The sequence below is a fragment of the Streptomyces sp. NBC_01478 genome, assembly GCF_036227225.1.
Taxonomy (GTDB): Bacteria; Actinomycetota; Actinomycetes; order Streptomycetales; family Streptomycetaceae; genus Streptomyces.
In genome coordinates this window covers 4,102,236-4,128,279 of sequence record NZ_CP109444.1, presented here as the reverse complement: position 1 = coordinate 4,128,279, position 26,044 = coordinate 4,102,236, and the positions used below count along the sequence as shown (strand labels likewise).

The 26,044-nt window shown below is 70.6% G+C and carries 25 protein-coding genes; 16 read left to right on the top strand and 9 right to left on the bottom strand.

Annotated elements, in window-relative coordinates; translation table 11 throughout:
• Nucleotides 1-30 precede the first annotated feature (30 nt).
• The 3 genes from OG223_RS18525 to OG223_RS18515 all read left to right on the top strand — a co-directional run bounded on the left by OG223_RS18525 (nucleotide 31) and on the right by OG223_RS18515 (nucleotide 3,657).
• On the top strand, nucleotides 31-990 hold the full coding sequence (locus tag OG223_RS18525) for a 5-dehydro-4-deoxyglucarate dehydratase (protein WP_329249560.1): 960 nt from the start codon (nucleotides 31-33) through the stop codon (nucleotides 988-990).
• Nucleotides 987-2,276, top strand: coding sequence for a glucarate dehydratase family protein (locus tag OG223_RS18520; protein ID WP_329249557.1), 1,290 nt, complete (start codon nucleotides 987-989; stop codon nucleotides 2,274-2,276). The genes OG223_RS18525 and OG223_RS18520 overlap by 4 nt, the downstream gene beginning before the upstream one ends.
• 223 nt (nucleotides 2,277-2,499) lie before the next feature.
• Nucleotides 2,500-3,657, top strand: coding sequence for a carbohydrate kinase family protein (locus tag OG223_RS18515; protein ID WP_329249554.1), 1,158 nt, complete (start codon nucleotides 2,500-2,502; stop codon nucleotides 3,655-3,657).
• Nucleotides 3,658-3,711: 54 nt separating this feature from the next.
• On the opposite strand, the gene OG223_RS18510 is transcribed toward OG223_RS18515, so the two are convergent.
• Complete coding sequence (locus tag OG223_RS18510; RefSeq protein ID WP_329249552.1) at nucleotides 3,712-4,431, bottom strand: FAD binding domain-containing protein; 720 nt, start codon at nucleotides 4,429-4,431, stop codon at nucleotides 3,712-3,714.
• 284 nt (nucleotides 4,432-4,715) lie between these two features.
• Here OG223_RS18510 and OG223_RS18505 point away from each other — a divergent pair, with 284 nt between their 5' ends.
• From OG223_RS18505 to OG223_RS18490, 4 genes are read left to right on the top strand one after another with little or no spacing between them, the layout of a single operon-like run.
• Complete coding sequence (locus OG223_RS18505) at nucleotides 4,716-5,771, top strand: PhoH family protein (RefSeq protein WP_329249550.1); 1,056 nt, start codon at nucleotides 4,716-4,718, stop codon at nucleotides 5,769-5,771.
• A 12-nt stretch (nucleotides 5,772-5,783) separates the two neighbouring features.
• Nucleotides 5,784-6,281, top strand: coding sequence for an rRNA maturation RNase YbeY (gene ybeY / locus OG223_RS18500; RefSeq protein ID WP_329249548.1), 498 nt, complete (start codon nucleotides 5,784-5,786; stop codon nucleotides 6,279-6,281).
• Nucleotides 6,282-6,302: 21 nt separating this feature from the next.
• Entirely contained in the window at nucleotides 6,303-7,610 is a 1,308-nt protein-coding gene (locus tag OG223_RS18495) for a hemolysin family protein (protein ID WP_329249545.1), read from the top strand.
• Nucleotides 7,607-7,966, top strand: coding sequence for an MmcQ/YjbR family DNA-binding protein (locus OG223_RS18490; RefSeq protein ID WP_329249542.1), 360 nt, complete (start codon nucleotides 7,607-7,609; stop codon nucleotides 7,964-7,966). The genes OG223_RS18495 and OG223_RS18490 overlap by 4 nt, the downstream gene beginning before the upstream one ends.
• On the opposite strand, the gene OG223_RS18485 is transcribed toward OG223_RS18490, so the two are convergent.
• Nucleotides 7,928-9,364, bottom strand: coding sequence for an MFS transporter (locus tag OG223_RS18485; RefSeq protein ID WP_329249539.1), 1,437 nt, complete (start codon nucleotides 9,362-9,364; stop codon nucleotides 7,928-7,930). The two genes, OG223_RS18490 and OG223_RS18485, sit on opposite strands and share 39 nt — an antisense overlap.
• A gap of 144 nt (nucleotides 9,365-9,508) precedes the next feature.
• Here OG223_RS18485 and OG223_RS18480 point away from each other — a divergent pair, with 144 nt between their 5' ends.
• The 5 genes from OG223_RS18480 to OG223_RS18460 all read left to right on the top strand — a co-directional run bounded on the left by OG223_RS18480 (nucleotide 9,509) and on the right by OG223_RS18460 (nucleotide 14,130).
• Nucleotides 9,509-10,324 carry a helix-turn-helix transcriptional regulator gene (locus OG223_RS18480; RefSeq protein ID WP_329265348.1) on the top strand — a complete coding sequence of 272 codons (816 nt, stop codon included), beginning with the start codon at nucleotides 9,509-9,511 and terminating at the stop codon, nucleotides 10,322-10,324.
• A gap of 28 nt (nucleotides 10,325-10,352) precedes the next feature.
• Nucleotides 10,353-10,706 (top strand): cytidine deaminase, encoded by a 354-nt coding sequence (locus OG223_RS18475; RefSeq protein ID WP_329249536.1) that lies wholly within the window; start codon nucleotides 10,353-10,355, stop codon nucleotides 10,704-10,706.
• Nucleotides 10,707-11,049: 343 nt separating this feature from the next.
• Nucleotides 11,050-11,535, top strand: coding sequence for a hypothetical protein (locus tag OG223_RS18470; RefSeq protein WP_443073721.1), 486 nt, complete (start codon nucleotides 11,050-11,052; stop codon nucleotides 11,533-11,535).
• 185 nt (nucleotides 11,536-11,720) lie between these two features.
• Nucleotides 11,721-13,037 (top strand): beta-xylosidase, encoded by a 1,317-nt coding sequence (locus tag OG223_RS18465; RefSeq protein ID WP_329249533.1) that lies wholly within the window; start codon nucleotides 11,721-11,723, stop codon nucleotides 13,035-13,037.
• 79 nt (nucleotides 13,038-13,116) lie between these two features.
• Nucleotides 13,117-14,130 (top strand): WxL protein peptidoglycan domain-containing protein, encoded by a 1,014-nt coding sequence (locus tag OG223_RS18460; RefSeq protein ID WP_329249531.1) that lies wholly within the window; start codon nucleotides 13,117-13,119, stop codon nucleotides 14,128-14,130.
• Here the strand turns inward: OG223_RS18460 and OG223_RS18455 are convergent.
• Entirely contained in the window at nucleotides 14,024-14,362 is a 339-nt protein-coding gene (locus OG223_RS18455) for a P-II family nitrogen regulator (RefSeq protein ID WP_200682139.1), read from the bottom strand. The genes OG223_RS18460 and OG223_RS18455 overlap by 107 nt on opposite strands.
• On the bottom strand, nucleotides 14,359-15,702 hold the full coding sequence (locus tag OG223_RS18450; RefSeq protein ID WP_329249526.1) for an ammonium transporter: 1,344 nt from the start codon (nucleotides 15,700-15,702) through the stop codon (nucleotides 14,359-14,361). The genes OG223_RS18455 and OG223_RS18450 overlap by 4 nt, the downstream gene beginning before the upstream one ends.
• 177 nt (nucleotides 15,703-15,879) lie before the next feature.
• Between OG223_RS18450 and era the strand changes: the two genes are divergently transcribed.
• On the top strand, nucleotides 15,880-16,839 hold the full coding sequence (era, locus tag OG223_RS18445; RefSeq protein ID WP_329249523.1) for a GTPase Era: 960 nt from the start codon (nucleotides 15,880-15,882) through the stop codon (nucleotides 16,837-16,839).
• A gap of 146 nt (nucleotides 16,840-16,985) precedes the next feature.
• Here era and OG223_RS18440 read toward each other — a convergent pair whose 3' ends face one another.
• Nucleotides 16,986-17,867, bottom strand: coding sequence for a helix-turn-helix transcriptional regulator (locus tag OG223_RS18440; protein WP_329249520.1), 882 nt, complete (start codon nucleotides 17,865-17,867; stop codon nucleotides 16,986-16,988).
• Nucleotides 17,868-17,985: 118 nt separating this feature from the next.
• Here OG223_RS18440 and OG223_RS18435 point away from each other — a divergent pair, with 118 nt between their 5' ends.
• Nucleotides 17,986-18,840 carry an NAD-dependent epimerase/dehydratase family protein gene (locus OG223_RS18435; protein WP_329265345.1) on the top strand — a complete coding sequence of 285 codons (855 nt, stop codon included), beginning with the start codon at nucleotides 17,986-17,988 and terminating at the stop codon, nucleotides 18,838-18,840.
• 6 nt (nucleotides 18,841-18,846) lie between these two features.
• On the opposite strand, the gene OG223_RS18430 is transcribed toward OG223_RS18435, so the two are convergent.
• From OG223_RS18430 to OG223_RS18415, 4 genes are all read right to left on the bottom strand, one after another.
• Nucleotides 18,847-20,142: an MFS transporter gene (locus OG223_RS18430; protein ID WP_329249517.1), complete on the bottom strand. Its 1,296-nt coding sequence runs from the start codon at nucleotides 20,140-20,142 to the stop codon at nucleotides 18,847-18,849.
• Nucleotides 20,139-21,464, bottom strand: coding sequence for a GH1 family beta-glucosidase (locus tag OG223_RS18425; protein ID WP_329249513.1), 1,326 nt, complete (start codon nucleotides 21,462-21,464; stop codon nucleotides 20,139-20,141). The genes OG223_RS18430 and OG223_RS18425 overlap by 4 nt, the downstream gene beginning before the upstream one ends.
• 69 nt (nucleotides 21,465-21,533) lie before the next feature.
• Nucleotides 21,534-21,800, bottom strand: coding sequence for a protealysin inhibitor emfourin (locus OG223_RS18420; protein WP_329249511.1), 267 nt, complete (start codon nucleotides 21,798-21,800; stop codon nucleotides 21,534-21,536).
• A gap of 44 nt (nucleotides 21,801-21,844) precedes the next feature.
• Nucleotides 21,845-22,912, bottom strand: a complete 1,068-nt coding sequence (locus OG223_RS18415; RefSeq protein WP_329249508.1) for a M4 family metallopeptidase — start codon at nucleotides 22,910-22,912, stop codon at nucleotides 21,845-21,847.
• Between the two features lie 302 nt (nucleotides 22,913-23,214).
• Here OG223_RS18415 and leuA point away from each other — a divergent pair, with 302 nt between their 5' ends.
• Together leuA and OG223_RS18405 are read left to right on the top strand one after the other, a co-directional pair.
• A complete protein-coding gene (gene leuA / locus OG223_RS18410) occupies nucleotides 23,215-24,948 on the top strand; it encodes a 2-isopropylmalate synthase (RefSeq protein ID WP_329249506.1) in 1,734 nt (577 codons plus the stop codon).
• Nucleotides 24,949-25,144: 196 nt separating this feature from the next.
• The gene (locus OG223_RS18405; protein WP_329249504.1) at nucleotides 25,145-25,849 is read left to right on the top strand and encodes a TerB family tellurite resistance protein; all 705 of its coding nucleotides are present in this window, start codon (nucleotides 25,145-25,147) and stop codon (nucleotides 25,847-25,849) included.
• The last annotated feature ends 195 nt before the right edge of the window (nucleotides 25,850-26,044 follow it).

Genomic DNA, 26,044 nt, shown 5'->3' with positions numbered 1-26,044 from the left:
ATAACGTCTACATAGGGAGATGGCGGGGAGATGGCCCCAGCGAACGGCGAAACGGAGACCACGGAGTCCGTGGTCCGCAGGCTCCGGGACGGGATGGCGGGCGGCGTGCTCTCCTTCCCGCTCACCTCCTTCCATGACGACGGCTCCCTCGACCTCGACGGCTTCCGCACCCATGTCGCCGAGCGGATCGCCACCGCCCCCGGCGCCGTGTTCCCCGCCTGCGGCACCGGCGAGTTCTTCTCGCTCGACGAGGACGAGTACCGCACGGTCGTCACCATCGCGGTGGCGGAGGCGGCCGGCCGCGTCCCCGTCGTCGCCGGTGTCGGCTACGGCTGGGCGCAGGCCGCCCGCTTCGCGCGCATCGCCGAGGAGGCCGGCGCCGACGCGCTCCTCGTCCTGCCGCACTACCTCGTCGCCGCCCCGCAGGACGGCCTGGTCGCCCAACTCGAACAGCTCGCCGCCCGCACCCGGCTCCCGCTCATCGCCTACCAGCGCGGCCAAGTCGCCTATACGGCGGCCTCGTTGAGGCGGATCGCGGAGATCCCCGGTGTCATCGGCCTCAAGGACGGCCACAGCGACCTCGACCGGTTGCAACGCCTCACGCTCGCCGCCCCCGAGGGCTTCCTCTTCTTCAACGGTGCCTCGACCGCCGAGATCCAGGCCCGCGCCTACGCCACCGTCGGCGTCCCCGCCTACTCCTCCGCCGTGCACGCCTTCGCCCCCGAGATCGCGAACGCCTTCTTCACTGCGCTGCGGGACGGCGACGACAAGACGGTCGAGAGACTGCTGCGCGACTTCTACGTCCCGTTCGTCGAACTCCGCGACCGGGTACCGGGATACGCCGTGTCGCTGGTCAAGGCGGCGGCCCGACTGCGCGGTGGCCCGGTCGGACCCGTGCGCGCCCCGCTCACCGACCCCACGGCCGGCGACCTGGCCGAGCTCACCGCCCTGCTCGCCGCCGGACTCGACCTCGTAGGAGCCGCCCTGTGAACCTCACCATCGCCGACGTCCGCCTCACCCCGATCCTGGTCGCCGACCCGCCGCTGCTGAACACCCAGGGCGTCCACCAGCCCTACACCCCGCGCCTGATCGTCGAGATCGAGACGGCCGACGGGGTCACCGGCCTCGGCGAGACCTACGGCGACACCAAGTACCTGGAGCTGGCCCGCCCGCTCGCCGAGAAGGTGACGGGCCGTCAAGTCAGCGACCTGAACGGCCTGTTCACCGTCGCCGACGAGGTCACGGTCGACCGTTCCCGGACGTCCTCACAGGTCGACGTCGGCGGACTGCGCGGTGTCCAGACCGCCGACAAGCTGCGCCTGTCCGTCGTCTCCGCCTTCGAGGTCGCCTGCCTCGACGCGCTCGGCAAGTCGCTCGGACTGCCCGTGCACGCCCTGCTCGGCGGCAAGGTGCGCGACGCGGTGGAGTACAGCGCGTACCTGTTCTACAAGTGGGCCGACCACCCCGAGGGCGTGGCGAGCGAGAAGGACGACTGGGGCGCCGCGATCGACCCGGCCGGAGTCGTCGAACAGGCACGGAAGTTCAAGGAGCGCTACGGCTTCACCTCCTTCAAGCTCAAGGGCGGGGTCTTCCCGCCCGACGAAGAGATCGCCGCCGTACGGGCGTTGGCGGCGGCCTTCCCCGACCACCCCCTCCGGCTCGACCCCAACGGCGCGTGGTCCGTGGAGACTTCGCTGAAGGTCGCCAAGGAACTGGGCGGCGTCCTCGAATACCTGGAGGACCCCGCCCTCGGCACTCCCGCCATGGCCGAGGTGTCCGCCGGGACCGACGTGCCGCTCGCCACCAACATGTGCGTGACGACGTTCGCCGAGATCGAAGAGGCCTTCGCGAAGGACGCCGTCCAGGTCGTGCTCTCCGACCACCACTACTGGGGCGGACTGCGCAACACCCAGCAACTGGCCGCCGTCTGCCGCACGTTCGGCGTCGGTATCTCCATGCACTCCAACACCCACCTCGGGATCAGCCTCGCCGCGATGACCCACGTCGCCTCGACCGTCCCGAACCTCCACCACGCCTGCGACTCCCACTACCCCTGGCAGTCGGAGGACGTCCTCACCGAGCGCCTCACCTTCACCGACGCCAAGGTCACCGTCTCCGACGCCCCCGGCCTCGGCGTCGAACTCGACCGCACCAAGCTGGAATTGCTGCACCGGCGCTGGCTCGACGACGACGGTTCGCTGCGCGAGCGCGACGACGCGGCCGCGATGCGGATCACCGACCCGGAGTGGGTGACGCCCTCGATGCCGCGCTGGTAGGAGGTGCCGCGCCGGCAGGACCGGCGGGAATCGGGTGACCGGATCCGGACGCGCCCGGTACGGCACCGGCGCCCGGGCCGTCACCGGCGGCGGCACGCGCCGTAGCGCCCGGACCTGCGGTTGCCCGACACCGGCGCGACGGGCGGTACCGGAGCGGGAGCCGCCCCCACGCGCGCGTGGTGGTGCACACTGGCCTGATCCGTATCACGTCAGGGAGCGCACCGTGACCGCGTCCAACGCGTCCACCGGAAAGGGACCGTCGTCCCGCAGCGAAGGACCGTCCTGCGGGGTCGACCCGCTGGCCGGGCTGCGCGCGGCGGACGATCCGCCCTGGGACGTGTACCTCACCGGCACCGTCTTCCTCGACATCATCTTCACCGGGCTCGAATCCGCCCCCGTGCGCGGCACCGAGTCCTGGGCCCGCGGAATGGGGTCGAGCCCGGGTGGGGTCGCCAACATGGCCACCGCGCTGTCCCGGCTCGGCCTGCGCACCTCGCTGGCGGCGGCCTTCGGCGACGACCACTACGGCGAGTACTGCTGGGACGCGCTGGAACAGGGCGAGGGCATCGACCTCTCCACCTCCCGCAAGGTGCCCGGCTGGCACTCCCCGGTCACCGTGTCGATGGCCTACGAGGGCGAACGCACGATGGTCTCGCACGGCCACGAGCCGCCCCCGGAGGTCGTGTTCGGCCAAGGCGGCGCCCCGGACTGCCCGCCACGCGCGCGTGCCGCCGTCGCCTCCCTCACCCCCGGCAAGCAGGCCCCCTGGGTCGCCCAGGCCGCGAGCGAGGGCACCCGGATCTTCGCCGACGTCGGCTGGGACGACACCGGAGCCTGGGACCTCGCCGGACTCGCCGACCTCGCGCACTGCGAGGCGTTCCTGCCGAACGCGGAGGAGGCCATGCGCTACACCGGCGCGGACTGCCCCCGCGCCGCCGCCCACGCGCTCACCGAACACGTACCGCTCGCCGTCGTCACCCTCGGCGCGGACGGCGCGTACGCCGTGGACCGGCGCACCGGGGAGTCCGCCGCGGTCCCGGCGATCGCCGTCGAGGCCCTCGACCCCACCGGCGCGGGCGACGTCTTCGTGGCCGGCTTCGTCACCGGCACCCTGGCCGGCTGGCCGCTCGCCGACCGCCTCGCCTTCGCCGGACTCACCGCCGCGCTCTCCGTCCAGGAGTTCGGCGGCTCCCTCTCCGCACCGAGCTGGTCGGAGATCGGCGCATGGTGGCGCAAGGTGCAGTCGGTCGAGGGCCAGGACCCCACGGCCCTGAACCGGTACGCGTTCCTGGCGGGACTCGTACCGGAGGAACAGGGCAGCGGCAGCCCCTGGCCGCTGCGGCGGGCGGTGCCGACGATCGGGTTCGGCGGGTCGGCGTAACCGCGGCGCGAGCCGGCGGCCACCCGTCGCCCGCCCCGGGCGAACCGTTCCTGCTCAGCAGGCCGCCGCACGCTCCAGCACACCCGTGACCTCTTCCCGTACGGCCTCGAAGACCGCCTCGGGCAAGGTGCCGAGCGGTGTGAGCGCCAGGGTCCCGAGGACGCGGCGGGCATCGGTGTCGTAGGGAACGCTCTCGCTCAGCACGTCGTAGCCGTCACGGACCGCGACCCGCAGCACAGGCGCCTCGGTGCCCGCCCCCACCGCGACCGCGACCACGAAGGGAACTTCGCCCCGCAACTGGTCGGTCAGCTTGCGATAACCGCTGGCGATCGGCTCCCGCCAGCGCAGGTGCAGCAGCAGCGGGCGCTTGGCCAGCAGCTCGGCGAGGTCGGTCTCGACGGGACCGTCCGGCTCCAGGACCACCGCGCGGGCGTCCAGCACCAGCGCGGCCGGCAGCAGACACCGCAGCGAGCTGCCGACTATGTTCCCGCCGACCGTCGCGGTTCGGCGCACCGCACCGGTGCCCACCCCCTTCGCCGCCCGCCGCAGCACCTCCGGCACCCGCTCGTCGATCTCCTGCAGCAGTACGGCCCCGCCCAGCGTCCCGTCCCCGATGACCTTGGCCTCGGGCAGCGCCCGCAGGGACACCGCCTGCTCCGGGAACCCGTCCCGTTGCCAGGAGGCCCACACAAGCGTCGCCCCGCCGACGGGCACCGCCCCCTCGGCCAGGCACTCCTGCGCTTCGGACACGGACGTGGGCAGACGCACGAACACAGCGGCCGACCTGCTTTCCCTGCATGGCTTACTTGACGGACATAGCGCATTGTCCGTACATGCGAGGGGGCGCGAACAGGGCTCATGGCGTCACCCTGTGCGCTCGCCCTGCGCCGGGAACGCTCTCCGGCGACCCGCGCGCCCACCCCGTATTTCGTGGCCCGACGGTCACCGAAAAGCCCTACGGCGTTGTCAGTGGCCCGGCGTACCCTGGGATCACCAGGCCGCCCTTGTGGCGGGCGAGTCATATCGAGGAGGACGAGCAAGGCCTACAGAGCCGGCCCATGACTCAGACACCCACAGCTCACACCCCCGCGCAGGGACAGGCGAGAGCAGAGTTCACCGTCCCCGCCCAGCACGCCATGGTGACCCTCCTGGGATCCGGCGACGCTCTCCTGCGGGTGATCGAGAAGGCCTTCCCGGCGGCCGACATCCACGTCCGGGGCAATGAGATCAGCGCGGTCGGCGATGCCCGTGAAGTCGCCCTCATCCAGCGCCTGTTCGACGAGATGATGCTGGTGCTCCGCACCGGGCAGCCGATGACGGAGGACGCAGTGGAACGCTCGATCGCCATGCTCAGGGCGAGCGAGAACGGGGATGGTCCCGAGGAGACACCGGCCGAGGTGCTCACCCAGAACATCCTGTCCTCGCGAGGCCGCACGATCCGCCCCAAGACCCTCAACCAGAAGCGGTACGTCGACGCGATCGACAAGAACACGATCGTCTTCGGCATCGGCCCCGCCGGCACCGGCAAGACCTACCTCGCCATGGCCAAGGCGGTCCAGGCCCTCCAGGCCAAGCAGGTCAGCCGCATCATCCTGACCCGCCCCGCGGTGGAGGCGGGCGAGCGCCTCGGCTTCCTCCCCGGCACGCTCTACGAAAAGATCGACCCGTACCTGCGCCCGCTGTACGACGCCCTGCACGACATGCTCGACCCGGAGTCGATCCCGAAGCTGATGGCGGCGGGGACGATCGAGGTCGCGCCGCTGGCGTACATGCGTGGTAGGACACTCAATGACGCCTTCATCATCCTGGACGAGGCCCAGAACACGAGCCCCGAGCAGATGAAGATGTTCCTCACCCGGCTCGGCTTCGAGTCGAAGATCGTGATCACCGGTGACGTGACGCAGGTCGACCTGCCGAGCGGCACGAAGTCGGGGCTGCGGCAGGTGCAGGACATCCTGGAGGGGCTCGACGACGTGCACTTCTCCCGCCTGTCGTCGGCGGACGTCGTACGGCACAAGCTGGTCGGCCGTATCGTCGACGCGTACGAGAAGTACGACAGCGAGAACGGTACGGAGAACGGCACCCACAAGGGTGCCCGTGACAAGCGGAAGTAGATCAGCACGACCATGTCGATCGACGTCAACAACGAGTCCGGAACCGAGGTCGACGAGCAGGCGATCCTCGACATCGCCCGCTACGCCCTCGCGCGGATGCGCATCCACCCGCTCTCCGAGCTCTCGGTGATCGTCGTGGACGAGGACGCCATGGAGCAGCTCCACATCCAGTGGATGGACCTGACCGGCCCGACCGATGTCATGTCCTTCCCGATGGACGAGCTGCGTCCGCCGAGCAAGGACGACGAGGAGCCTCCGCAGGGGCTCCTCGGTGACATCGTGCTGTGCCCGGAGGTCGCCGCGAAGCAGGGCGCCGAGGCCGAGACGCAGCACACCATGGACGAGGAGCTCCAACTCCTCACCGTCCACGGTGTGTTGCACCTCCTCGGCTACGACCACGAGGAGCCCGACGAGAAGGCCGAGATGTTCGGCCTCCAGGCCGCCATCGTGGACGGCTGGCGCGCGGAGAAGGGCCACACCGGCCCCTCTCCGGCTCCGACGGTCTCCTAGGGCGCCGGGGCACCACGTCTCATGAGTCCTCAGATCGTCGTCGGGGCCATCGCCCTTGTCGTTGTCGCCTGGCTCGCCGCCTGCGCGGAGGCGGGCCTCGCGCGCGTCTCCAGCTTCCGCGCCGAGGAGGCCGTACGGTCCGGCCGGCGCGGCAGTGCCAAGCTCGCGCAGGTCGCCGCCGACCCGACCCGCTATCTCAATGTCGCGCTGCTGGTCAGGGTGGTCTGCGAGATGGCCGCCGCCGCGCTGGTCACCTACGAGTGTCTGCACGTGATCCACGGGACCGCGCCCGCGCTGCTCGCCGCGATCGGCGTCATGGTCCTCGTGTCGTACGTCGCGGTGGGGGTCTCCCCGCGCACGATCGGGCGCCAGCATCCGCTGAACACGGCCACGGCGGCGGCGTACGTGCTGCTGCCGCTCGCGCGGATCATGGGCCCGATCCCGTATCTGCTGATCCTCATCGGCAACGCGCTCACCCCCGGAAAGGGCTTCAGGCGCGGCCCGTTCGCGTCCGAGGCCGAGTTGCGGGCGCTGGTGGATCTGGCCGAGAAGGAGTCGCTGATCGAGGACGAGGAGCGCCGGATGGTGCACTCGGTCTTCGAACTCGGCGACACCCTTGTGCGTGAAGTCATGGTCCCCCGCACGGACTTGGTGGTCATCGAGCGGTACAAGACGATCCGTCAGGCCCTCACCCTCGCGCTGCGCTCCGGCTTCTCGCGCATCCCGGTCACGGGCGAGAGCGAGGACGACATCGTCGGCATCGTGTATCTCAAGGACCTGGTCCGCAAGACGCACATCAGCCGCGACGCCGAGTCCGAGCTGGTCTCGACGGCCATGCGGCCCGCGAGCTTCGTGCCGGACACCAAGAACGCCGGCGATCTGCTGCGCGAGATGCAGCAGGAGCGCAATCACGTCGCCGTCGTCATCGACGAGTACGGCGGCACGGCCGGCATCGTCACCATCGAGGACATCCTGGAGGAGATCGTCGGCGAGATCACCGACGAGTACGACCGGGAGCTGCCTCCGGTCGAGGAGCTGGGCGACGACCGCTACCGGGTCACCGCCCGCCTGGACATCGGCGACCTGGGGGAGCTGTACGGCTTCGAGGCGTACGACGACGAGGACGTGGAGACGGTCGGGGGGCTGTTGGCGAAGGCGCTGGGGCGCGTTCCGATCGCCGGTGCGTCCTCCGTCGTAGAACTGCCCGACGGGCGTGAGCTGCGGCTGACCGCGGAGGCCTCGGCCGGGCGTCGGAACAAGATCGTGACGGTACTGGTCGAGCCGGTGGGACCGGCCGACCCGGCCGAGGAGGAGACGAAGCCGGAGTGAGCCCCGAGCAACTGCGCGCGTTCTGCCTGTCGTTCAACGCGACGGTGGAGGACTTCCCCTTCAACCCGGACATGTCGGTCTTCAAGGTGCTGGGCAAGCTCTTCGCCCTGACCCGCCTGGACGGGCGGCCCCTCACGGTCAATCTCAAGTGCGACCCGGAGGACGCGATCCGGCTCCGGGAGGAGCACCCGGGGCTGATCATCCCCGGGTATCACATGAACAAGCGGCACTGGAACACGGTGACGGTGGACGGGGGACTCCCGGACCGGCTGGTCCGGGAGCTGGTGGAGGACTCGTACGACCTGGTCGTCGCCGGACTACCGCGCGCCGAGCGGCTCCGCCTCGACCGTCCCTGAGCCGGCGCGCAGCCCCAAGGCCACCAGGACCGCAGCCCCGAGCGCGATCGCCGCGTCGATGCCCACCACCGTGTGGACCCCCGACAGCAGATCGTCCGACGTGGTGGCGAGGACGCCCAGGAGCGGGATGCCGATGGTGATGCCGATCTGCTGGGTGGAGGTGACCAGGCCGGTCGCCAGGCCCTGTTCCTCGTCGGGGACGCCCGAGGTGACCGTCACGCCGTAGGAGATGATCGCGCCCAGGTGGCACATGCTCGCCAGCGATACGGCGGCCGTGGCGAGCCAGACCGACCAGGTGTGGGCGTTGAGGGCCAGGAGGGCGGCGGTGAGAGCCGCCTGGCCGGTGAGCGAGGCGATCAGGGTGTGGCGGGCGCCGATACGGCCGATGACCTTCGGGGCGTAGACGCCCGCGACCGCCGAGAGGATGCCCTGGACGCCGAAGACCAGGCCCGTCTCGAAGGACGACAGACGCAGGATCTCCTGGAGGTACAGGGTCAGGACGAAGACCACCGTCGACATCATCGAGAAGGTGACCAGACCGCCCAGGTTGCCCCACGCCACCGTGCGGCGGCGCAGCATCGGGAGGGAGACCAGGGGCTGGGGCGTGCGCGACTCGATGGACGCGAAGGCGGTCAGGAGCAGGACGCCCGCGATCAGTGTCGTGATCACGTCGGGGCGGGCGAAGCCGTGGTCGGCCGCTGTGGAGAGGGCGTAGATCAGGGCCAGGAGGCCGCTGGTGACCGTGATCGCGCCGGGGACGTCCAAGCGCGGGCGGTCCGGGGTGCGGGACTCGGGGAGCAGGGCGGGGGCCAGCGGGAGGACGATCAGTGCGAACAGGGTGAGCAGGGCCATCGTCGAGCGCCAGCCGAACGTGTCGGTCAGGACACCGCCCGCCACCATGCCGACCGTGAAGCCGAGCGAGAGCAGGGTGCCGGAGATGCCGAGCGCGCGGTCGCGGGCCGGGCCCTCCGGGAAGGTGGTGGTGAGCAGGCTCATGCCGGTCGGGACGATGGCCGCCGCGCCGAGGCCTTGCAGTGCGCGGCCTGTCAGGAAGGACGCCGGGTCCCAGGCGAAGGTCGCCAGCAGGGAGGCCGCGCCGAACAGGCCCAGGCCGGTGAGGAACAGCCGGCGGCGGCCGTAGAGGTCGCCGGTGCGGCCGAACAGCAGCAGGAAGCCGCCGGACGGCAGCGCGAACGCGGTGACCGCCCACTGGAGGCCCGACCGGCTCATGCCGAGGTCGGCGCCGAGCGTGGGCAGGGCCACGTTGAGGACGGAGAAGTCCAGGGCGACCATGAACTGGGCCGCGCAGAGGACGAAGAGGACGAGCTTGTCCCGCTTCGAGAGCTTGGGGGTGCCGAGTGGATCGTGGGTGGTGGGGGTCGTGGTGTCGGTCGCCATGTCCAGAGCTTCCGGCCGTCGGAATAGGCGTGGGGAGACGGAAGTTGTCCTGGTGGTGGCACCACCAGCCGACAGTAGGGGGATGGGTACGTGGCTGTTGACGCCCTGAAGAGTCGTCGGCTCAGTGAGCTGCGCGAGTTTCTGATGAGCCGCCGGGCCCGGGTCTCGCCGGCCGAGGCCGGGCTGCCGGACGGTGGGGCGCGCCGTCGTACGCCCGGGCTGCGGCGCGAAGAGGTCGCCGTGCTCGCGGGCGTGGGCGCCTCCTGGTACCAGTGGCTGGAGCAGGGGCGGGACATCTCCGTGTCGCCGCAGGTCCTCGACTCCGTCGCCCGGGTGCTGCGGCTGAGCAACGTGGAGCGGCGCCATCTGTACGCGCTGGCCGGGCTGAACCCGCCCGCGCCGGAGCCCGCCGCCGATCACGGCTGTGAGGGCATACGGCGGCTGATCGACGCGTGGATGCCGTTTCCGGCGCACATCATGGACCGGTACTACAACTGCGTGATGTACAACGAGGCGGCGGGCTGGGTGCTGGGCATGCGGCCCGGGAACACGCAGAACTGTCTCGTCGACTTCTTCACCGATCCGCTCTACCGGGCCCGTTCGCAGAGCTGGGAGCGGAACGCGCGCACGGTCGTCGCGCAGTTCCGGGCGATGTGCGCGGACCGGCCCGACGACGAGGGGTTGCAGGTGGTGCTGGCCGAAGTGAGCGCCGTGAGCCCGGAGTTCGTCGAACTGTGGGAGCGGCGGGACATCCTGGACGCGGGGGTGGTGCGCAAGGAGCTGGACCATCCGCTGGTCGGGCTGCTGTGCGTCGAGTCGACGGCGCTCAGGGTGCCCGCGCGGCAGGATCTCACGATCGTGCTGCACACGCCGTTGGACGAGGCGAACACCGTGGCGAAGCTGGAGTGGCTTGCCTCGCCGGAGGGGCGGCGGGGCGCGATGTACCCCGTGGCGGGGTGAGTGTGCCGGTCCTTCGTATGCTCTGTGCATGACCGAGAGCAACGTGCTTGATCCCGAGGACCGCAAGATCGTCACCCTGGCCCGTTCGGCTCGGGCCCGCAACGGTGTGCCGGAGGGCGCGGCCGTGCGGGACGAGACGGGACGTACGTATGTCGCCGGGACCGTTGCCCTTTCGTCGCTGAAGTTGAGCGCGTTGCAGACGGCGGTGGCGATGGCGGTGGCGTCGGGGGCGAAGTCTCTTGAGGCGGCGGCCGTGGTGACGGCTGGGGAGTCTGTGGCTGCGGAGGATCTGGCGGCTGTACGGGATCTGGGTGGGCCGGGGACGCCTGTGCACGTGGCTTCGCCGGACGGGGTTGTCCGTCTTACGGTCGCTGCCGGCTGAGGTGGTGCTGGGGGCTGCGCCCCCAGACCCCCGATCGGCCCTGAAGGGGCCTCGTCCTCAAACGCCGGACGGGCTGAATATTGCCGGCCTGTGTGGAGAAGTGGCCGGGACGGGCTGGATGGTGGCGGTCGGCGCCCGAAGAGTCTCCCTGTCCGGAATTAACCCGTCCGGATTTCGCCCTTGCTCTCCCCCGTCTCCCGCGCATCAATGGAACCGTAAGTTCCGACGGACCGTCAGATTCTTGCTCGCGTGGCGCACCGCACCGTGTCCGTGAGTGGTTCTGAGGGGTTTCTTCCGTCCGTCCCCACATGGCATTCCCAGACACGGGAAGGGAACCGGATCCATGAAAGGCAAGCTGAGAAGCAAGCGAATCGGAACGGGTGCGGCACTGGTGACGGGGGTCCTCGCGGCCGCCTCGCTGGCGTTCGCGCCCAGTGCGCTCGCCGTCACTCCCCAGACGGCGACGATCACCGCGGACTGCGGCATCTTCGGTGGCGGCGCGGCCACCATCACGGCCACGCAGGACGGTACGGCGGCCACGGTCACCGTCACCTCGTCCATCACCGCGCCGCTGGCCCTGGCGGAGGACTCCATCGCCTCCACCTTCACGTTCGTGAACGCGAGCGGCGGCACGACCGTCTTCAGCGGCACGGAGAACCCGGCCATGGCGACCGGCGACGCCGTCACCGTCGGTCCGCTCAGCGGCACCGTGGCCTCCGGTGACAGCCTGGAGGCGTACGGCGGCTCGCTGCAGATGACCATCTTCGGCATCGCCGTGACGTGCACGGCCACCGGAGCGCAGTCGCCGGGTCCGTTCGTGTTCGACTGAGAAGTCGCCTGAGAATTCCCCCCACGGGCTCAACTGGGCCGTCAACTCCCGCTGTTGGGCGGGAGCTGACGGCCCATCAGTTAATTTCGGCCTGTGCATTGACTTCTCACGCGTTCCCCACATCAATGCCCCCTGTGGGCGCGGACGAGCCGCCGCGACCACCGTCCTCAGGAGGGGGCACAGCCATGGCTACGACATCCCGAAGACGCCGTTGGGCGTCCTTGCTCGGGGTGACCGCGCTCGCGGTCGCCACGGGCGGTGCGCTGGCCTGTCCGGCCGGCGCGTCCACGAACGTGGACTTCGCAACGCACTGCATCCCGCCGGCGATCGCGGGCATCCCGCCGATCGACGGCACCACGACCGCCGCGATCACGGTGGACAACACCGCGCCGAAGGTCGGCGACACCGTCACCGTGACCTACACGGTGGTCAAGCCGGCCGCCAGCAACCCGACCGCGATCGCCCTGCCGGCCGACATCATGACGCCCACCGGGAAGGTCACCCTCGGCGGTGCCCAGTCCGGCAGCTTCACGGTCGCCGGGCCCAAGAAGAACGACCCGGTGCCCGGCAACGGCGCCTTCCCGTCGTTCTCCATGACCGGCACCTTCACGGTCACCACCCCGGGCGCGATCACGCTCTCGCCCGGCGACTACAACATCCACACCAGCTACATCCTGGAGCTGGACACCCCCTGCACGGTGACGAACCCGCCGGCGCCGGTCTCCGAGACCGTCACCGCGACCGCCACCGTTCCTGTCAACACCCGTGCCATCAGCCTGGGTTCGGCCTCCGGCAACGCCGGTGACAGCGTCACCGTGACCGGCAGCAACTTCACCCCGGGTGCCACCGTGACCCTGGCCGGACGGTCCGGCACCGCGCAGACCGCGGACACGGCGACCGTCACGGCCACCAGCGCCGGCACCGTCAGCGGCTCGCTCGTCGTCAACGACAAGACGACCACCGGGATCGTGGCCTACGAGGGCAGTGCGTGGACCGACGACCTGGGTGCCGGGCCGGCCGCCTATGTCGTCAACGACACCACGCCCGTTCCGCCCGGGAGTCAGAAGCTGACGACGACCGTCAAGGCGGGCACGCTGTCGATGGCACAGGCCGGGGACGCCGTAGGCCTCTCCGCCGTCGACTTCGGCAAGGGCGGTGCCTCCACGGGCGCCCTGAACACGGTGACGGTCCAGGACTTCCGCGGCGGACCCGCGGGCTGGTCCCTGACCGGCAAGGTCACCGACTTCACCGGTCCCGGCGCCAAGATCGATGCCGGGGCGCTGAGCTGGACACCCGCCTGTGCCACCAAGGCGGGCAGCCCGAGCACGTGTGTCGCCGGTTCGGCGGGCACGGTGGGCGGTTCGGGAGCGACGCTCGCGTCCACGCCCGACGGTACGGCCACCGGCGGCGAGTTCACCGTCGACGCCGGACTCTCCCTGAACGTACCGGCGTTCACGCCTCCGGGCTCGTACTCCGGCGTTCTGACGCTCACGCTCACCTGACCGTCCGAACTCACCTCCGGTGGCCGGGCGCCCGCACCCGCCCGACCGCCGCACACCACGTCCGTGGGGGTCCGCACCCATGCGCAAGCTGTACGTCCTCCTCCTGAGCCTCTGCCTCGGCGTGCTCTCCGCGCCCTCCACCTACGCGGCGGACAACGGCAGTTGGTCCGTGTACCCGGCCGCCTCGCAACTCGCCGCGCGGCCGTACTTCTATCTCTCCGCCGATCCCGGCCAGACCATCCAGGACAAGGTGGTCGTCGCCAACAAGACGGCGAAGCCGCTCACCTTCCGGCTGTACGCGGCCGACGCCTACAACACCGCGCGTGACGGCGGGTTCGCCGTGCGGACGGTGAAAGAGGTGATGCGGGGCGTCGGCGCGTGGGCGAAGCCCGCGAAGTCCCGGGTAACTGTGCCCGCCCACAAGACAGTTACCGTGCCGTTCACGCTGCATGTGCCCGAGGGTGCCGAACCGGGCGACCACCCGGGCGCGTTGGTCGCCCTGGACGAACGCGTCGACAAGGGCGACGGCTCCCTCGCGCTCGGTGTGCAGCGGGCCGTGGGCGCCCGTGTCTATCTCCGGGTCAGCGGTCCGACGCTCCCCGCGCTCGCCGTCGAGCACGTCCACGTGTCCCATCACCAGCCGCTGGTACCGGGGTTGGGGGACAGCGACGCGACGATCTCCTACACGCTGCACAACACCGGCAACGTCACCCTCGATCCGAAGGTGACGCTGAAGGCGCAGGGGCTGTTCGGCCGGACGCTGCTCTCGCGCGGACTGACCCGGATCCCGGCCGAGTTGCTGCCCGGACAGCGCGTGAAACTCACCGAGCAGTGGACGGACGCGCCCCAACTCGACTGGGGCGACGTCACGTTGACCGCGAGCGCGACCGGCACCAAGCAGTCGGCGAGCGCGTCGTTCTTCGCGCTGCCCTGGCTCGCGGCGGCGCTGCTCCTCGCCGTCGGGTTCGTCGGGGGAGTGCTGGCGGTCAGAGCGCGTCGGGGCCGCGTTCACCCGTCCGTACCCGTACGACCGTCTCCACCGGAATCGACCACACCTTCCCGTCCCCGATCTTCCCCGTCTGTGCGGCCTTGACGATCGCGTCGATCACGGCGTCCGAGTCCGCGTCGTCGACGACGACCTCGATCCGCACCTTCGGCACGAGGTCGACGCGGTACTCGGCGCCCCGGTACACCTCGGTGTGGCCGCGCTGCCGGCCGTAGCCGCTGGCCTCGGTGACGGTCAGGCCGTGCACGCCGAGCTCCTGGAGCGCCGTCTTGACCTCGTCGAGGCGGTACGGCTTGACGATCGCGGTGATGAGCTTCATGCCTGGGACTTGACCTTCTGGAGGGAGGGGACGGACGGACCGACCGGGGCTCCGTGCCCCAGGACGCCGTGATCGTATGCGGTCTCGGCGTGCACCGTAAGGTCAAGACCCGTCCGCTCCTCCTCCTCGCCGGCCCGCAGCCCCATCACACGGTCGAGCAGTTTCCCGATGCCGTACGTCACGAGGAACGCGTACGCCCCTACGGCGAGCACGGCCACGAGCTGCTTGCCGAGCTGGGCGAGCCCGCCGCCGTAGAGGAGGCCTTCGGGGCCGCCGGTCATCGAGGTGATCGCGAAGACGCCGATCAGGAGGGTGCCGATGACGCCGCCGACCAGGTGGACGCCGACGACGTCGAGCGAGTCGTCGTAGTCGAACTTGAACTTCCAGGCGACCGCGTACGAGCAGACGGCGCCGGCGGCGAGGCCGACGACCAGCGCGCCGAGGAGCGAGACCGAGCCGCAGGACGGGGTGATCGCGACCAGGCCGGCCACCGCGCCCGAGGCCGCGCCCAGGGTGGTGGGGTGGCCGTCGCGCCTCTGCTCGACGAAGAGCCAGCCGAGCAGGCCGGTGCAGCCGGCGGCGAGGGTGTTGAGGAAGGCCGCGGCGGCCAGGCCGTTGGCGCCGAGCGCGGAGCCCGCGTTGAAGCCGAACCAGCCGAACCAGAGCAGGCCCGCGCCCAGCATGACCATGGGGAGGTTGTGCGGCCGCATGGCGTCTTTCTTGAAGCCGAGGCGGGGGCCGACCACCAGACACAGGGCCAGGCCCGAGGCGCCCGAGGTGATCTCGACCGCGAGGCCGCCCGCGAAGTCCAGGGCACCGAGGTGCGCCGCGATCCAGCCGCCCGGGCCCCACACCCAGTGCGCGACGGGAACGTATACGAGCAGCGCCCAGACGGGCACGAAGACCAGCCATGCCCCGAACCGCACCCGGTCGGCCACCGCCCCGCTGATCAGCGCGGCCGTGATGATCGCGAAGGTGAGCTGGAAGGTGGCGAAGAGGAGGGTGGGGACGGTGCCGTGCACGCTGTCCGGGCCGAGGCCCGACATGCCGGCGTGCTTCAGCCCGCCGAGCAGCCCGCCGCCGATGTCGTCACCGAAGGCGAGCGAGTAGCCGGCCGCCAGCCACACCACCGTGACCAGGGCGATCGACACGAAGCTCATCATCAGCATGTTGAGGACGCTCTTCGCGCGGACCATGCCGCCGTAGAAGAGGGCCAGGCCCGGGGTCATCAGCAGGACCAGGGCGGTGGCGGCGAGCAGCCAGGCGGTGTCGCCGGTGTCGATGCGCCCGGCGGCGAGGGCGGCGGCAGAGGTCATGGTCGGCGCGGTCGTCACGGTCATCACGGTCGTCTCCAACGGTGTGGGGGCTCGTCAGAGGGTCACCGGCGTGGGTTTCCGGTTGTGCACGGGGGTGTTTCCGTGACGTTTCATTGCGGTGGGGTTACCGAAAGCTCACCGTGTGAGGCTCCGGTGGACTGTTGTGCGGCGCGGGCCTGTGGATCAGGGACAATGGGCGCCATGAGCGTTCGTACCCCGTCATCCAAGCCGCCTGTGCCGTCGGAGGCTCCCCACCGCGCCGGCTTCGCCTGCTTCGTGGGCCGCCCCAACGCGGGCAAGTCCACCCTTACGAATGCTCTGGTCGGCCAGAAGGTGGCGATCACCGCCAACCAGCCGCAGACCACGCGGCACACGGTCCGCGGCATCGTCCACCGGCCGGACGCCCAGTTGATCCTGGTCGACACGCCTGGCCTGCACAAGCCGCGCACGCTGCTCGGCCAGCGGCTCAACGACATCGTCCGTACGACATGGGCCGAGGTCGACATCATCGGCTTCTGTCTGCCGGCGAACGAGAAGCTGGGCCCGGGCGACCGTTTCATCGCGAAGGAACTGGCGTCGATCAAGAAGACGCCGAAGATCGCGATCATCACGAAGACCGACCTGGTCGACTCCAAGACCCTCGCCGAGCAGCTCATCGCCGTCGACCAGCTCGGCAAGGAGCTGGGCTTCGAGTGGGCCGAGATCGTGCCGGTCTCCGCGGTCGCGGACCAGCAGGTCGACCTGCTCGCCGACCTCCTCATCCCTCTCCTCCCGGAGGGCCCGGCGCTCTACCCCGAGGGCGACCTCACCGACGAGCCCGAGCAGGTCATGATCGCGGAGCTGATCCGCGAGGCCGCGCTGGAGGGTGTTCGGGACGAGCTGCCCCACTCCATCGCCGTCGTCGTCGAGGAGATGCTCCCCCGCGAGGACCGCCCCGCCGACAAGCCCCTCCTCGACATCCACGCCTTCGTCTACATCGAGCGGCCGAGCCAGAAGGGCATCATCATCGGCCCGAAGGGCGCGCGCCTGAAGCAGGTCGGCATCAAGTCCCGCAAGCAGATCGAGGCGTTGCTGGGGACACCGGTGTTTCTCGACCTGCATGTGAAGGTGGCGAAGGACTGGCAGCGGGATCCTCGGCAGTTGCGGAAGCTGGGGTTCTAGAGGGGGAGTTGGGGTTCTCGGGGGCTTTTTTCGCCCCCGCCGCCCCTACCCGTCCCATCCTTCTGGGGCTCCGCCCCAGGCCCCGCTCCTCAAACGCCGGAGGGGCTGAATTGTCGCCGGCCGGGACTTTCAAGTGCAGGGCCCCATCACTCAGCCCGTTGGGGGTCTGGGGGCGCAGCCCCCAGGCGGGCGGGAGACATGTCCTGCAACCCCACCACCCGCAGCAGTTGGAGCCGTTCGTACGACTCCGAGCCCGGGCGCGCCGTGTGGATGATCAGCAGGTGGTGGGCGTCCTGGTTCAGGAGGATCTCGCAGTCCAGCTCCAGGAGCCCGACCAGCGGGTGAAGGAAGCGCTTCGTGGACCGGCGGCGTACCGCCACCTCGTGTTCCTCCCACAGCCGCGCGAACTCTTCGCTGGACGACCGCAGTTCGGCCACCAGCGCGGCCGGCTCGGGGTCGTCGGGGCGGGCCGCGGCCACCGCGCGCAGGTTCGCGACGTGGGAGCGCGCGTGCTCCGCCACGTCCTCCGGGGGGAACATCTCCCGTGCCCCGGGGTCCAGGAAGAAACGGCGGAGCAGATTGCGGTCCCGGGGCGGGCGGGCGAGCGCGTCGCCCGTCAGCGCCCGTGACATCGCGTTCTGGGCGATCATCTCGCCGCAGTCGCTCGACACGTGCGCCGGGGTGTCGTGCAGCCGGTCCAGCACCAGGAGGAGGCCCGGCCGCAGATGCGTGGACGGGGCGCCCCGGCGCGGCGGTTCCTCGCCCGTCAGATGGAAGAGATGGTCGCGTTCGTCGTCCGTGAGCCGTAGCGCGCGGGCCAGCGCCGTGAGCATCTGGCGGGACGGGCGCGGGCCCCGGGCCTGCTCCAGGCGCGTGTAGTAGTCCACGGACATGCCGGCCAACTGGGCCACCTCCTCGCGGCGCAGCCCGGGCGTACGACGCCGGGCGCCGGCCGTGAGGCCCACGTCGGAGGGGTCCAGGCGGGCCCGGCCGCGGCGCAGGAAGTCGGCGAGTTCGGCTCGGTTCACGCTTCCAGGGTGCGGCAGCCCGCCCGGCTTATCCAGGGTCTGCCGATCCCCCGATCGACAGGTCTCTCCCGGTACCGGTCCCGCTGCCCAAGGCTGGTCGGGACGAGAGGAACACATGATGCTGACACTGGTGACGGGCTCGACGGGACAGGTCGGACGGCGCTTCGTACCGAGGCTGCTGGCGCAGGCGAGGGCGGGGGAGCAGGTACGCGTACTGGTACGGGACGCGGCACGCGCGGAACGCTTCGCGGAACTGGGCGCGGAGGTCGTCGTCGGCGATCTGCGGGACGAGGACGCCCTCGGCAAGGCGGTCTCCGGCGTCGACGCGGTCGTGAACGTCGCCGCGTCCTTCCGCGGCGTACCGGACGAGGAGGCCTGGGCCGTCAACCACGCGGCGGCGGTCGCCCTGGGACAGGCGGCGCTGGCCTCCGGCGTACGGCGCTTCGTGCAGGTCAGCACGGGGCTCGTGTACGGCACCGGGCGGGGCCGCCCCATGACCGAGGAGGACGAGAGCCGCCCCGGCGGCCATATGTGGGGCGCCTACCCCGACGCGAAGGCGACGGCGGAACGGGAGTTGCTCGCCCTGGACGGCATGGACGTCCGCGTCGCCCGGCTCCCCTTCGTCTACGGCGAAGGCGACCCCCACCTCGCCAACTCCCTCCAATGGGCGGCACATTGGGCCTCGAACCAACGCCTGCACATGGGCCACCACGCGGACGTCGCCCAGGGCCTCCTCCGCATCCTGCACGCCCCGGGAATCGCCGGCCGGATCTACAACATCGCCGACGACGCCCCGGTCACCGCGGTCGAACTCCATCTGCTCAACGGCGTCGAGATCCCCGCCGAACTCCACGAACGCACCGACCCCGACCCGTGGTTGGGCATCATGTCCACGGAACGCATCCGCAGGGAGCTGGGCTACCGCCCGCTGTTCCCGACGGCGTGGTCGGCACGGGACGCGGGCGTTCTCTGACCCGTCTCAGTCCACCCCGCGGATCCGCCGCACCAGCAACGCCCCCGCCATCCCGATCACCGCGGACACCAGATACAGCACCCGGTACCCGCCCAGATACGTCACGATCGGCGCGGCGAGGACGGGGGCCGCGACCTGGGGAAGCGCGTTCGCCACGTTGATCACGCCCAGGTCCTTGCCGCGGTCCACGGCCTTGGGCAGGACGTCCGTCATCAGGGCGAAGTCGACCGAGGTGAAGACGCCGAAGCCGATGCCCAGGAGTGCCGCCGCGGCGATCGCGCCCGGCCAGGTCTGCCAGCCCGCGAGGACCGCCGTCGCCACCGCCATCAGGACGCCGGACCAGATCACGAACGGCTTGCGGCGGCCGACCCGGTCGGACCACACCCCGCCGACCACCACCGTGGCCAGGAGCGTGAGGCCGTTCACCGCCGTCAGGATCAGGACCCCCTGGTCCGGGTCGTGGTAATGCAGGCGGTCGCGCAGGTAGTAGAGGAGGTACAGCAGCACCAGCGCGTTGCTCAGGTTGATCAGGAAGCGGGTCAGCCACGCCCAGCCCAGGTCGGGGTAGCGGCGCGGGCTCAGCCAGAAGCCTCGCAGGAAACCCTGCCAGGACCACGGCGGGCGGGTCTCCGGCGGGAGTCGGAGGTCCTTGTAGCGCAGCACGTACGGCAGCACGCCCACCGCCGTGAACACCGCGCACGCCACATAGCCCGCCCCGATGCCCCCGGCCGCCGTCGCCAGGCCCGTCCCGCCGACCACGCCCAGGATCTGCGCGGCGCCCAACCAGCCGCCCACAGAACCCCGTTGGAGCCGCGGCACCCGGTCAGGCACGGCCGCGGTGACCGCCGCGAAGGCCGCGTTGAGGGTCAGTTGGACCAGGCACCAGCCGGCCGCCATCGTCCACACCCCGCCCGCGCCCGCGAGCAGCAGCAACGACAGCGCCCCGCCCGCCGCCCCGCCCACGATCCACGGCGTACGGCGGCCCCACCGCGCGGTCGTACGGTCGGACAGCGCGCCGAAGAGCGGATTGGCGACCAGCGACACCAGCGCGCCCGCGCCCGTCACCCACGCCAGCATCGTCTCCTTGGACATGCCGGTGCCGGGCGCGAAGTCCTTGGCCTGCGAGGCCAGCAGGATCTGCAGCGGGCCGTACCAGCCCACCCAGATCGCCCCGTTGGCGAGCGAGAGCGCGGACGTCCAGCCCCGGCCCACACGCTCGACGGGTTCGGCCAGGGCGAGCGCCGAAGTGGCCGTGGCGGGAGCCGGGTTGCCGTCGTCCACTGAACTCCCCGTCGTCGTCATCTCTGCGCCCGCAGCATGCCCTGGAACCAGCCGTACGACGCCTTCGGAGTGCGCGCCTGTGTCTCGTAGTCCACGTGTACGAGACCGAAGCGGCGCTCGTAGCCCTCCGCCCACTCGAAGTTGTCCAGCAGCGACCACACGAAGTAGCCGCGGACGTCCACGCCCGCCTCCAACGCCCCGTGCAGCGCCCGCACATGGCCGTCCAGGAAGGTGATCCGGTCCTGGTCGTCGACGCCCTCGTACGAGCAGCCGTTCTCGGTGATGACGACGGGCGGGAGGCGGTCGCCGTAGCGGTCGCGGAAGGTGGTGAGGAGTTCCGTCAGGCCCTCGGGGACCACCGGCCAGCCGAAGTCCGTGACCGGGACGCCCTCGATCTCCCGCACGGAGAAGGGGAGTTCGGCGGGGAGGGTGAGTCCGCCGAACTCGATCTCGGCGCCCTGGGGTGCCCCGACCCGGCTCGGCGCGTAGTAGTTGATCCCGTACCAGTCGATCGGCTCGGCGATCACCTTCAGGTCGGACTCGACGTCGCCCGGCATCAACTCGCCCAGACCGGACGGGTATTCGCCGAGCAGCAGGGGGTCTGCGAACAGGCGGTTCAGGAGCAGGTCGTAGAAGTTGGCCGCCTCGATGTCCTCCGGTTCCTGCGACGCCGGCCAAGTGGGGCCGTGGGAGTTGGCGATCCCGATGTCGGTGGCACCGGCCGCGCGCAGCGCCCGTACCGCCAGGCCGTGGGCCAGGAGTTGGTGGTGGGCGATCGGGAGTGCGTCGAAGAGCAGGGTCTTGCCGGGGGCGTGGGCACCCAGCGCATGCCCCAACAGCGTATGTTCCGCAGGCTCGTTGAGGGTGATCCACTTCTTCACCCGGTCGCCCAGCCGCTCCGCCACCACCGACACGTACTCGGCGAAGTGCGAGGCCGTGTCCCGGTCCAACCAGTCCCGCGTGACCGGGAGATCCCAGTGGAACAGGGTCGGGACCGGCCGTACGCCCGCCGCGCACAGGTCGTCGACGAGACGGTCGTAGAAGTCGAGGCCGCCGGGGGAGTTCACCCGCGGCCAGGAGATCGAGAAGCGGTACGCGTCCACGCCCAGGTCGGCCAGGAGGGCCACGTCCTCGCGGTGGCGGTGGAAGTGGTCGCAGGCCACCGCCGCCGTCGAGCCGTCCTTGATCCGGCCCGGCTCGGCCTCGAACACGTCCCAGACGGAGGGCTCGCGGAGGTCCGCCGCGCCCTCGATCTGATGGGCCGAGGTGGAGACGCCCCAGAGGAAATCGGCCGGGAACCGAGGTATCGGGTTGCCTGCATCATTCGCCATGCGCCGGATCATGGGTACCGGCGGTAACGGGTGTCAACGGGCGGGCGTGAACAAGCAGTTACGCCAGCCGTCGACACCCGCTCAGGCACCTTCCTTCAACACCCTTGAGATCAGCTCCCGTTGCTCGTCCGTGAGCCGGGGGTCGGCCGCGTACACCGACTTCCCGTCCACCGTGATCTCGTAGTGGAAGCCGTCCGGGACGCCCGCCGGCGGCGTGCCCTGCCCGGCCGCGACCGCCTGCCGGGCCAGGGCATGCCACTCGTGCGCGTCGGGCCGCGTCGAGGTGTCGACCTCGCCGCGGCGCTGGATACCGCCGAAACCGCCCGTGCGCCGTACCTGAATACGCATGGGCCCTGTCTAGTACGAATACGAAACCGGCGCGACCGCCGCGACTACGACGTCGGCACCCCGACCTGTTCCCACGCCTTCTGCACGGCCTGCAACTCCTCCCCGCCGTCCCCGAACCGGGTCTTCGCGGCGGCCACGGTGAGGGTGGCGAAGTCGGTGAACAGGGCGTCCTTCTTGAGCACGCCGCCGGTCAGGACGTCGTACCAGATCTGTCCCGCCTTCTCCCAGGCGTGTCCGCCGAGGGCGTCGGCGACCAGGTAGAAGGCGTGGTTGGGGATGCCGGAGTTGATGTGCACGCCGCCGTTGTCGCTGCCGGTGTCGACGAAGTCGTCCATCGTCGCGGGCTGCGGGTCCTTGCCGAGCGCGTCGTCGTCGTAGGCCGTGCCCGGGGCCTTCATGGAGCGCAGGGCGACGCCGGAGACGCGCGGGGCGAGCAGGCCCGCGCCGATCAGCCAGTCGGCCTCGGCGGCGGTCTGGCCGAGCGTGTACTGCTTGATGAGCGAGCCGAAGACGTCTGAGACCGACTCGTTCAGGGCGCCGGACTGGCCGAAGTAGGTCAGGTTCGCGGTGTACTGCGTGACGCCGTGGGTGAGTTCGTGGCCGATGACGTCGACCGGGATGGTGAAGTCGAGGAACAGCTCCCCGTCGCCGTCGCCGAACACCATCTGCTCGCCGTTCCAGAACGCGTTGTCGTACTTCACGTCGTAGTGGACGGACGCGTTGAGCGGCAGGCCCTCGCCGTCGATGGAGTGCCGGTTGAAGGCGTTGAGGTAGAGCTCGAAGGTGGCGCCGAGGCCGGCGTAGGCACGGTTGACGGTCGCGTCCCTGCCGGGCTCGGAGCCCTCGGCGCGGACCTTCTTCCCGGGCAGGTCCTGCTTGTGCTTGGCGTCGTAGATCGTGCGCCGCGGCTGGTCGGTCGCGGTGGGCGCGGCGAGGGTCGGTGCGCCGATGACGGTGGTCAGCCGGCGGTGGGTGCGCTCGTAGGCGTCGCGCTGGAGGGTCTCGCGGGCGGGACCGGCGAGCGCGGGGTCCTCGTGCTGGGCGAGCTTGTCGAGGACATGCGGTGGAACGATGGTGCAGAAGACGGGCTCGAAGCCCCCGTGAGTCGTCATGCCCGGCACCCTGGCACCGAGTGACGCAGATGTCACTACCGGCAACCATGATTGGTGGAAAACGCGGACATTCATCACAGTCTCGTAGCGGAGAGTGGTATACGACGGCGAATATCCCGCATAGTGATACGGCCCCCCGCACGGCGCACGTCTCGGCTACTCTGCTGAGCATCATGCGTATCGGGCTGCTTCTCCTTAGCTGCCGCGGCGAGGGCCTGTAGTCGTAGGCCGACCCCCTCCCCGCGGAGTCTGGCGTTGCGCCGTCGGCCGTCCTTCAGGACACCACGAGGAGCCCCCGCATCATGGCAAGCAGCCGCGTCAATCGCCAGCAGCCCAGTTCCATGCCGATCCACAAGTACGGCCAGTACGAGCAGGTCGACATCCCCGACCGCACCTGGCCTTCGCAGCGGATCACCGTAGCCCCCCGCTGGCTCTCCACGGACCTGCGCGACGGCAACCAGGCCCTGATCGACCCCATGTCGCCGGCGCGCAAGCGCGCGATGTTCGACCTGCTGGTCAAGATGGGCTACAAGGAGATCGAGGTCGGCTTCCCGGCCTCCGGCCAGACCGACTTCGACTTCGTGCGCTCGATCGTCGAGGAAGAGGGCGCGATCCCGGACGACGTCACGATCTCCGTGCTGACACAGGCCCGAGAGGACCTGATCGAGCGGACCGTGGAGTCCCTGAAGGGCGCCAAGCGCGCCACCCTGCACCTCTACAACGCGACCGCGCCCGTCTTCCGCCGTGTGGTCTTCCGCGGCTCCAAGGACGACATCAAGCAGATCGCCGTCGACGGCACGCGCCTGGTCATGGAGTACGCCGAGAAGCTGCTGGGCCCCGAGACCGAGTTCGGGTACCAGTACTCGCCGGAGATCTTCACGGACACCGAGCTGGACTTCGCGCTGGAGGTCTGCGAGGCGGTCATGGACGTCTGGCAGCCCGGCCCGGGCCGCGAGATCATCCTCAACCTGCCTGCCACCGTTGAGCGTTCGACCCCCTCCACGCACGCGGACCGCTTCGAGTGGATGGGCCGCCACCTGTCCCGCCGCGAGCACGTGGTGCTGTCGATCCATCCGCACAACGACCGCGGTACGGCCGTCGCCGCCGCCGAGCTGGCGCTGATGGCCGGCGCCGACCGCGTCGAGGGCTGCCTGTTCGGCCAGGGCGAGCGCACCGGCAACGTCGACCTGGTCACCCTGGGCATGAACCTGTTCTCGCAGGGCGTCGACCCGCAGATCGACTTCTCCGACATCGACGAGATCCGTCGTACGTGGGAGTACTGCAACCAGATGGAGGTCCACCCGCGCCACCCGTACGTGGGCGACCTGGTCTACACGTCCTTCTCCGGCTCCCACCAGGACGCCATCAAGAAGGGCTTCGACGCGATGGAGGCCGACGCCGCCGCCAAGGGCGTCACGGTCGACGACATCGAGTGGGCGGTCCCGTACCTGCCGATCGACCCGAAGGACGTCGGCCGCTCCTACGAGGCCGTCATCCGGGTCAACTCGCAGTCGGGCAAGGGCGGAATCGCGTACGTCCTGAAGAACGACCACAAGCTGGACCTGCCGCGCCGGATGCAGATCGAGTTCTCGAAGCTCATTCAGGCCAAGACGGACGCCGAGGGCGGCGAGGTCACCCCGAAGGAGATCTGGGCGACCTTCGAGGACGAGTACCTGCCGAACCCGGACAACCCCTGGGGCCGTATCCAGGTCAAGACCGGCCAGTCGACCACCGACACCGACGGCGTGGACACGCTCAAGGTGGAGGCCACCGTCGACGGCGTCGACACCGTCCTGACCGGCTCCGGCAACGGTCCGATCTCCGCGTTCTTCGACGCCCTGGGCTCCGTCGGCATCGACGTACGGCTCCTGGACTACCAGGAGCACACGATGAGCGAGGGTGCCTCCGCGCAGGCCGCCTCGTACATCGAATGCGCGATCGACGACAAGATCCTGTGGGGAATCGGCATTGACGCGAATACGACACGTGCGTCCCTGAAGGCGGTCGTCTCGGCCGTCAACCGCGCCACCCGCTGAACCATCCTGACCGGCGGTTTACCTGCCGTCGAAGGGCCCCGTACGCCGGTCTCCGGCGGCCGGGGCCCCGTCGTTTCCCGGCCATTCCGTGTGCAGGTCACGGAGAGGTCTCGTCCGGGGTACTGACTCCGGCTCGACAATGTGGCTAACATCACGCCAGCGCGGCGATGTTGCCGCGGCGTTACGGAGGTGCGACGTGCTGCCTGAACGGGGACGAGACGGCCGGGCTGTCCATGAGGGCCGGGCGGCGCGCGTGCTGGGCATCCGTACCGCGTGGACCAGCGTCGGGGACGGCGAGTTCTTCTGCCCCGGATGCGGGGGCGACCGCAACTACCAGCGGCTCACCGGGCGCCGCCGCTTCACCCTGCTCGGCATGCCGGTGCTGCCGCGCGGTGACACCGGGCCGGTCGTCGAGTGCGCCGCCTGCCAGGGCCACTACGGCACCGACGTCCTCGACCACCCCACCACGAGCCGCTTCTCCGCGATGCTCCGCGACGCCGTGCACACGGTCGCCCTCGCGGTCCTCGCGGCCGGCGGCACCTGCGCCCGTACGTCCCTGGAGGCCGCCGCGGGCACCGTCCGCGCCGCCGGCTTCCAGGACTGCACCGAGGACCAGCTCGGCGCGCTCGTCGAGGCCCTGGCCGCCGACACCGGCCGCGTCTTCGGCGAACCCAGCGGCGCCGGCCTCGCCATAGAACTCCACGAGGCCCTCGACCCGCTCGCCCCCCACCTCGCCCCCGCGGGCCGCGAATCGATCCTGCTCCAGGGCGCCCGCATCGCGCTGGCCGACGGCCCCTACACACCGGCCGAACGCGACGCCCTCGCGACGGTGGGCGCGGCCCTCACGATCTGCTCGGACGACGTGACCCGGCTGCTGGCGGCGGCGCGGACGCCGTCGTAGACCGTCGTGGACCGGAATCCCGGTCCAGGACACCCGTCCGGCCGAACTCCTCGACGCGTTCCGCGCGGTGGCGGCCGGAGAGGCGCGCCTGCCGCCGGGGCCGACGGTCCATCGCCTCAACATCCCTGAAGTGGTTGAGGTGTTGACGTGCGCCCGCACGCCGCACGGGCACGCCGGTGGTACGGGCGCGGACCC